The sequence below is a fragment of the Bacillus sp. FG16 genome (assembly GCF_057809515.1).
On the sequence record NZ_JBMDKC010000264.1, the window covers coordinates 1 to 1152 of the forward strand.

At 35.5% G+C, this 1152-nt stretch carries 1 protein-coding gene; it reads left to right on the plus strand.

What is annotated here, in order from left to right; translation table 11 throughout:
• Nucleotides 1-83: 83 nt before the first annotated feature.
• Nucleotides 84-1129 (plus strand): IS630 family transposase gene (locus tag ACODS7_RS32150; protein ID WP_488828618.1). Its coding sequence is split into 2 segments (ribosomal slippage): nucleotides 84-587 and nucleotides 590-1129, totalling 1044 coding nucleotides; the frame shifts between segments, so codons are not numbered across the junction.
• Nucleotides 1130-1152 lie beyond the last annotated feature (23 nt).

Here is a 1152-nt window from a genome sequence, read left to right on the forward strand (position 1 = left end):
TATATAAGTTGAATTAAAAGGTTACAGCTATTATTTGTCGAAATATAATAAGTAACATATATTGATAAATGGAGCGGAGCAAAATGACACATGTACACCAAAACGAAAAAGAAAGCCTACTTGTAGCAATGAAAACGACTAAAACGAAACGAATGTATGAACGTTATCAAACGATCTATTTCTATGTACAAGGCTTTTCTATAAAAGAAATAATGAACATGATTGGTCGTTCTGAAAAAACAATCTATAATTATGTGAATGCTTACAAAGAAAAAGGATTGAATGGCTTACTCATGGGACAATCAACAGGAGCACCACGTAAATTAGCCCCTGAACAAGAACAGGAGTTAGTTCAAGTGATTGCATCTCATCTACCCGTTGATGTTGGATTTCCAGCTAAACATAATTGGACTTTATCCATTATCGCTTCTTTCATTAAAAGAGAATGGAACGTAAGTTACACACTTCGAGGGGTGTCTCGACTTTTACATGATTTAGGGCTTAGTTACACAAAACCGACGTATACATTAGCGAAAGCAGACCCGGTGAAACAACAAGAGTTTAGGGAAGTTACCTTCCCCGCCTATAAAAAAAACTTTTAAACGAGGAGATTGACCATCTTCTGTTTCAAGATGAGTCCATGATCCGCGATTACCAAGCACTGCAGCATACATGGTTTTTAAAAGGAAAACAACGCAGTATTCCTACTTATGGGAAACACCAAGGTGTTAAACTTATTGGTACACTTAATTATGAAACCGGTGAGTTAGTTTGTGTAGAAGAGGAGCGGTATGATGCCGAAGCATTTCTTCGTTTTCTTCAGCATGTACTTGAACTGTATCCCAACGGGAAAATAGCTCTTATTCTAGATAATGCGCGTATTCATCATGCGAAGCTCATCCAACCATTTTTAAGGAAACACTGTCATCGCTTAGAATTAGTGTTTTTACCTCCTTACAGTCCCGATTTAAATTTAATTGAAGGGGTATGGAAATGGCTCAAATCAGACATCATTCATAATGTTTTTTATTCATCGATTTATGAAATTCAAAAAAATGTACAGGCTTTTATTCAGGAATTAAATCGCACACCTGAAAAAGTGATCGATCGATTATGTATTCGATTGTAATCTTTTAATTCAACTTATATAGT